This window comes from Sphingomonas sp. 3P27F8, assembly GCF_005502745.1.
Taxonomy (GTDB): Bacteria; Pseudomonadota; Alphaproteobacteria; order Sphingomonadales; family Sphingomonadaceae; genus Sphingomonas.
In genome coordinates, this window is sequence record NZ_SCNL01000026.1 from 25410 (window position 1) to 31931 (window position 6522).

Consider the following 6522-nt stretch of genomic DNA (forward strand, 5'->3'; position numbering starts at 1 on the left):
ACTGCTAGCCGGTTCCGCCATGCCGTGGTTGTCGCCCCGCAACCGCGCCATTGGCTCGTTGAGTGGGTGGAATTCACCTGCTGGAAGTCGCCTGGCCTGCTCCCAGAGGTAATCGCCGGTCAGACTGATGTGCGCCCAGCCCATCGGAGAAAGGTGCGCAAGCAGTGCCGCATCGAACGTCGTGCCGACAGCGTTGAGGTGCTGGGCGGCCCGGTCGAGATAGACCGTGTTCCAGTAGGAAATCGCCGCAATCAGCAGGTTCAGCCCAGATGCGCGAAATTCCTGATTTTCCAGCGAGCGATCGGTGAACCGACCCTGCCGGTTGGTATAGATGGCGGCGGCAAGCGTGTGCCTCGCCTCGCCTTTGTTGAGACCGGCCTGACAGGCACGTCGCAGTTCCGGTTGTTCAAGCCAATCGAGCGTGAACAAAGTGCGCTCGATACGGCCCAGTTCAGCCAATGCAAAATCCAGCCTGTTCTGGCGTTTGTAGGCGGCAAGTTTTCGCAAGATTACTGACGGCGCCACCGTGCCATCCTTGATTGAGGCGACAATCCTGACGATGTCATCCCAATCGGCCTCGATCGCTGCCGTTTTGATGGTGCGGCCCATCAGATTTTCGATGCCCTTGTATGTCGATGGCGCAGCGATCGAACCCAGCTTGCGGTCGCCAATATCGCGCAGCCGGGGCGCGAAGCGGAACCCGAGTAGGTGGCAGAGTGCGAAAACATGATCGGTGGCGCCGCCGGTATCGGTATAGTGCTCATGCAACGGAAGGTTGCCGGCGCCCAGGACAAGCCCGTCGAGCACGTAAGGCGCTTCACCTGCCGTCGCGGACATGATCCGTGATCCGAATGATGCGAAGTGATCGGAAAGGTGAGAATAGATTTTCACGCCAGGTTCGGCGCCATATTTGGCATTGACGTCCGCCGCCCCTGAACGGCTCCGCCCCGACCGGAAGAACTGGCCATCGGACGACGAACTGGTGCCAGCGCCCCAATGCCGCGCGAAGGGTAATTCGTGATGGGCTGAGATGATCATGGCCAGCGCGGCCTGATAGTTCTCGGGTGAAAGATACCAGTTGTGGGTCCATGCGAGTTGGGCATAGCTGACGCCTTCGCTGGCATTGGCCATCCGCTCCAGCCCGAGGTTGGTGCCATCAGCCAGAATTGCGGCGAGTACCGTGCTGGGGTTGTCGTGCTCCTTGCCTGAGCGCAGGTCACGGAATGCGTTCAAAAAACCAGTGCGTTCGGCGACTTCAAGCAGCAGCTCGGTGATGCGCACGCGGGGAAGCAGGGTATCGAGCTTGCGATCGAGGGCTTCAGCTTCCGGTGGGGTGACAGGCGGCATTTGCTGAAGCTTGAGCCGGTCTCGTTCGAGCGACACTCCCTCAAGCTTGTTTGTTTTCAACTGCTTGGCAAATCGGCGCAGCCGCCAGTCAAGATTTCGTGCCCGGTCAGCGAGGTAGGATGCAGCATTTGAATCGAACGGAAGCACATCCGCCACTTTGGCGGCGTCGCGCCGACCCAGCAAATAGGCATCGAAGCGCTGATAGTTGCGGGTTCCCTCGATCCATACATCACCGGCGCGCAAACGATCACGCAAGGTTGCCATGATCGCAATTTCATAACGTCGGCGGTCGATACGGCCGCTTTCGGTGATGAGACGCTTCCACTGCCGATTGGGGAATGGCAGTGGAACGCCATCGGGAAGGTCGCGCGACTTTCGTGTGTTCGCATCGCGAATGACATCGATGGCTTTGATCAGTGCCGTCCCTGTTCCAGACGCCTTGAAGGTGAAGGCGTCCAGAAATGCCGGGCTGAAACGCCGTAGCGTGGCGTAACGCTCGGTTGCCGTTACCAGTGCGTCCTCGCCGGCAAGATCAGCAAGGGCATCTACTTGGGCCTTTGCCGCAACAAGCCGGTGCCAGCCCACCGCTTCGTCAATCAATTCGAGCGGATCGCCGCCATTCTGGACAGCCTCATCAAGTGCTGTAATCGTGGCGCCAAACAGCCGCATGAGTTGCCCCACCGACTGAATACTATCTTGGTAGCGACGCTCGCGCCCACGCCGCGCGCGCGTGAACATGCCGCCGATAAGTCGGTCAAACATTTGGATCGCGGCATCGGCAAGTCTGGCCTCAAGGTCGATCACTGCGGCCGTCAACGTCGCCCGCCTGCGATTGACGCTGTAATCCGAAAGCAGGAATGCCGGTGCCACGCCGCCCTCGCGGACAAATTGGGCAAAGCGGAATTCCGGAATGGCGCCCCCAACTACCGGGTGGATACCTATGCCGCGAACATAGCGCAGGCGCTCAAGCAAGCCATTGATATTGGCCGCAGTCGGGGCTTCTTCGAAATTACGCAACCACGCCAGCGGTGTCATGCCGAAATCCGGGTTGTTGATTACGAGTTCGTCTAGCCGTGTCAGTTCAGCAGAGCTGAGGCCTTCGACGATTGCGGCTGCGGCAGCTTTGCGTGCGCGTGCCCGGCCAGCAAGACCGGCGCGTTCCAGTGTGTCGCCTGACGGAAGAATGAACCGCTCACCCTTCAGGCCAACCATGAGGGCGCGAACAATCGGTTCACCTCTGTCTGTATACTCGGCGGCTTGCGCGGCAAGATTCAGGGCAAGTGCCAGGTCGCCGCGTCGAAACGGGCGTATGCCAAGATAACGCGCCACGAGATCGGCATGATCGGTACGGGTTTGCGCGCGCTGACCATATGCAGAGAAGGAGGAAGGATCGACGAATAACTGTGCCGCGAGGTACTGAAGAATGACGTCGGGAAGCCCGATCTCGGGTTGCAGACCAAAGCCGGGATGTCGCATCAAAGCGATTTGTGCAGCCAGACCGAGGCGATTTGCTGGACCATAGCGGCGCCCAACCAATTCAACATCTTCCGCAGAAAGGGTATAATGCCCAATGATCGCGGTTTCTTGGACAGGAGGATCGAACAGGCGCCGGCGCTCGTCTCCGGTCAGAAGTCGGCGTCGTGCCATTTTGCTCTCCCGCTGAGGCGAATAACAAAATTGACACCAAAGCGGCTTGCACTGGAGGGAGGCCATTCGTTGCCGGTTGATCCCCGAGCAATCACCCGGCGCAGCAAGACAGTTTGGCGACATCCTTATCAAACGTTTGGGCCGCCAGTTTGAGGCCTTCCACAGTGGTCAGGTAAGGAAATATCGTTGCACCCAATTCCAGGGTGGTCATGCCGTGTTTGATCGCCAGCACCAGTGTCTGGATCGAATCCGCGCCTTCGGGTGCCATGATCTGGCCGCCCAGCAAACGGTCGTTCGCCTTGTCGGCAATCAGTTTGATGAGACCCCGCGTATCGCGTGCTGCCAGTGCCCTTGGCACAGCATCGAGCGGGAGCAGCGAAACCTTGATGTCCAGGCCTTGCGCCCGTGCTGTCGTTTCAGTGAGGCCGGCGCTGGCGACTTGCGGGTCGGTGAAGACGACGGATGGCATGGAGGAATTGTCGTAGCGGTATTGGTTGCCCGTCACCGCGTTGCGCGCGGCCAGTTTTGCGCCATAGGCGGCCATGTAGACGAACTGGTCCCGTCCCGTTACATCGCCCGCCGCGTAAATGCCTGGAACCGACGTTTCGAGGTGGTCATCGACGACGATTCCACCATTACGGGCAAGCACTATGCCGCGCTCCTCCAGCCCAAGCCCGTCGCTATTGGGTCGGCGTCCGGTGGCGATGAGCACCTGTTCCGCCGCGACGGTGTCACAATGCCCCTCGCAGGTCAATTCGACCCCGCTCTGTGTTTGGGCGATACGCTGATAGCCGACACCTGCGCAAACCCGCACGCCCTCGGCTTCCAAATAGTTTTTCAGCGCGGCACTCACTTCCGGGTCCATTTCGGGGAGCAGGCGGCTTCGGCAGCAGATGGTGACATCAACGCCCAGACGCGAAAACATCTGTCCCAGTTCTACCCCGATCACCCCGCCACCGATCACCAGCAGCGATTTGGGCAAGCGATCCAGCGCCAGCGCCGATGTGCTGGTTAGGTAGGGCACGCTGTCCATCCCCGGAATCGGCGGCACGGCGGCGTGCGCACCCATCGCCAATATGACCTTGCCGACCTTCATGGGCGCATCGCCGACAATCAGCGCACCATCGGCAAAGCGTGCCTTGCCCTCGATATAGCTCACACCGTCATAGGCGGGCAGCAGATCGACATATTTTTTTTGGCGCAGCGTCGTGACAAGATCGTCCTTCGACGCCGCCAATACGGACCAGTCATCCATCTGGACAGCGCCCCCAAGGCCGGGAAAGCGCGCGGCGGCAAGCCCACCATGCACCGCTTCGGCGGCGCGGATCAGCGTCTTGGAAGGAACGCAGCCAACATTGACACAGGTGCCGCCAATCGTGCCGTGACCGACGAGCGCCACTTTCGCGCCCAGATCGGCAGCGGCGATCGCGGCGGAGAACCCGGCAGAACCCGCGCCGATGACGGCCACGTCAAATCCTTCCTGCCCGGGGCGGTTGCAACAGTCGTTCATTGCTTATCGCTTTCTTGAGGCGCTGGCGGCGCCCCGCTCAGTTTTGAATAGCGCGCGCCGGATAACCCGCGTTGGTTGATGCAGCGGCAATCGCAGCAGCATTGGTGCGGCGCGGGTTATAGGTTGCGCGCGCGGTCTTGGCTGCGAAATCGACCGTGACCGCCGTTACCCCGGCGACGCCTTCCATCGCCTTCTTCACGGTGATCGGGCAGGTGGCGCAGGTCATGTTCTCTATGGCAAAGGTGGTTTGCTTCTGAGCGGTTGCGGTAGCCGCGGGGCGATCTTGCGCCGTGCCACTAACTGCATAGGCGACCCCGCCGCCAGCCATAGCCAGCACGGCCATAGCGATACATACTGTCTTTTTCATGGGTATTTCCTTTCAATAGAACCAGGGTGCCCACCAGTCGATGGTGAGCGCCAGGATGGCGACGGCAAGGCCCAGCCACAGCACCGCCTTGGTGGTCCAAGCCGATTGTGGACGAGCGCAGTAGGAACCGTCTTCACAGGGCGGTTTCGGCTTGAAATAGACATGCCAGAAGCCGTAGCCGAGCAGCGCGAGCGTTACGCCTGCGACATAGGGCTTGTAAGGTTCGAGCGCCGTCAGGTTGGCGATCCACGCGCCGGAAATTCCGAGCATAACCAACAGTAGCGGGACGACGCAGCAAGCCGAGGCGAGCCCCGCGCCGATCAATGCGCCCGCCGCAACCCAGTTTGCCTGCTTCGGCTCGTGGTTTTCGGTGAGGGCTGGCTGTCCCGCTTCCGGCGTTGAGACCATGGCTTGAATCCCTTGTTCCAACTGAGTGATTCGCAGTGTAGGCTCTGTAGCCACTACAGACTCAAGAGGTATTTTCATGGAGCAACAGGTCGGCATCTTGCGTGCCCAGCTTGCCCGGAAAACAGGCTGCAATCTCGAAACCATCCGCTATTACGAGAAGGTGGGATTGCTGCCGGGGCCGCCTCGCAGTTCCAACGGCTACCGCGTCTATTCGCCGGAACTGGTGCAAAGGTTGCAGTTCATCCTGCGCGCGCGCGACCTTGGCTATGCAATGGATGAGATACGGTCATTGTTGTCGCTCACCGATACCGGTGCACAAACCTGCGCGGAGGTTATGGCGAGAACCGAACTCCACCTTGAAGATGTCCGCCGCCGCATTGCAGATTTGCAGAAGATAGAGGTGACGCTGGCGACCACGTTAGCCAGATGCACTGGAGATGACGTTGCCGAATGTCCCATCCTGGAAGCACTCCAGTTTTTACCCCATCAAGGCAATTGACGCCATCTTTGAGGGATTTGATTTTGTGATGTCAGCTTGGAGTATAGCCTAACTGGACGTCAGGGCGGTACTGCGGTTTCTGTCAGATTAGGGTACTAAACGGAATTTGTTGACGAATGTCGTTGCGTATCATAGATTTCAACCTGACATTTTGATGGAGAGAGTGCGCAGTGAAGGGGCAACGGATCGGCTATGTCCGGGTCAGCACGTTCGATCAGAATGTGGATCGCCAATTGGAAGGTCAGTCGCTCGATCGGACCTTCACCGACAAGGCATCGGGCAAGGACGTCAACCGCCCCCAGCTTGAGGCTCTGCTCACTTTCGCCCGCGAAGGCGATACCGTCGTCGTCCACAGCATGGATCGGTTGGCCCGCAATCTGGATGACCTGCGCAAGCTGGTCCAGGGCCTCACCAAGCGAGGTATCCGGATCGAGTTTGAGAAGGAAAGCCTGTCCTTCTCGGGGGAGGACTCCCCGATGGCCAATCTGATGCTCTCGGTCATGGGTGCGTTTGCTGAGTTCGAGCGCGCCCTGATCCGCGAACGGCAACGCGAAGGCATTGCGATCGCTCGGCAGCGCGGCGCCTATCGGGGGCGGAAACGGTCGCTCTCGGATGAGATGATTGCCGATCTGGGCTCTGTTGCAAACATTGGTGACGGCCGGGCAGCGTCACCCCGTCTGGGGATCAGGCAGCATTGGCAAAATGCTGATTGAGCACGTCCATGGCCTCGGTCATGACCGAGGG

General features: G+C 59.8%; 5 protein-coding genes and 1 pseudogene. 2 read left to right on the plus strand and 4 right to left on the minus strand.

The annotated features are described in order from the left end of the window. Window positions 1-57: 57 nt before the first annotated feature. The 4 genes and pseudogenes from FFS35_RS19000 to FFS35_RS19015 all read right to left on the minus strand — a co-directional run. A pseudogene (locus tag FFS35_RS19000) lies at window positions 58-2994 on the minus strand (Tn3 family transposase); the annotation flags it as partial. Window positions 2995-3085: 91 nt separating this feature from the next. Then, window positions 3086-4504, minus strand: a complete 1419-nt coding sequence (gene merA / locus FFS35_RS19005; protein WP_004213247.1) for a mercury(II) reductase — start codon at window positions 4502-4504, stop codon at window positions 3086-3088. Between the two features lie 37 nt (window positions 4505-4541). Beyond that, window positions 4542-4871 carry a heavy metal-associated domain-containing protein gene (locus tag FFS35_RS19010; protein WP_004213249.1) on the minus strand — a complete coding sequence of 110 codons (330 nt, stop codon included), beginning with the start codon at window positions 4869-4871 and terminating at the stop codon, window positions 4542-4544. 12 nt (window positions 4872-4883) lie between these two features. Continuing rightward, on the minus strand, window positions 4884-5279 hold the full coding sequence (locus FFS35_RS19015) for a mercuric transporter MerT family protein (RefSeq protein WP_014072602.1): 396 nt from the start codon (window positions 5277-5279) through the stop codon (window positions 4884-4886). 76 nt (window positions 5280-5355) lie between these two features. Here FFS35_RS19015 and FFS35_RS19020 point away from each other — a divergent pair, with 76 nt between their 5' ends. Both FFS35_RS19020 and FFS35_RS19025 read left to right on the plus strand, forming a co-directional pair. Beyond that, window positions 5356-5778, plus strand: coding sequence for a helix-turn-helix domain-containing protein (locus tag FFS35_RS19020; RefSeq protein WP_014072603.1), 423 nt, complete (start codon window positions 5356-5358; stop codon window positions 5776-5778). Between the two features lie 170 nt (window positions 5779-5948). Further along, window positions 5949-6491 (plus strand): recombinase family protein, encoded by a 543-nt coding sequence (locus tag FFS35_RS19025; RefSeq protein WP_137788367.1) that lies wholly within the window; start codon window positions 5949-5951, stop codon window positions 6489-6491. Window positions 6492-6522 lie beyond the last annotated feature (31 nt).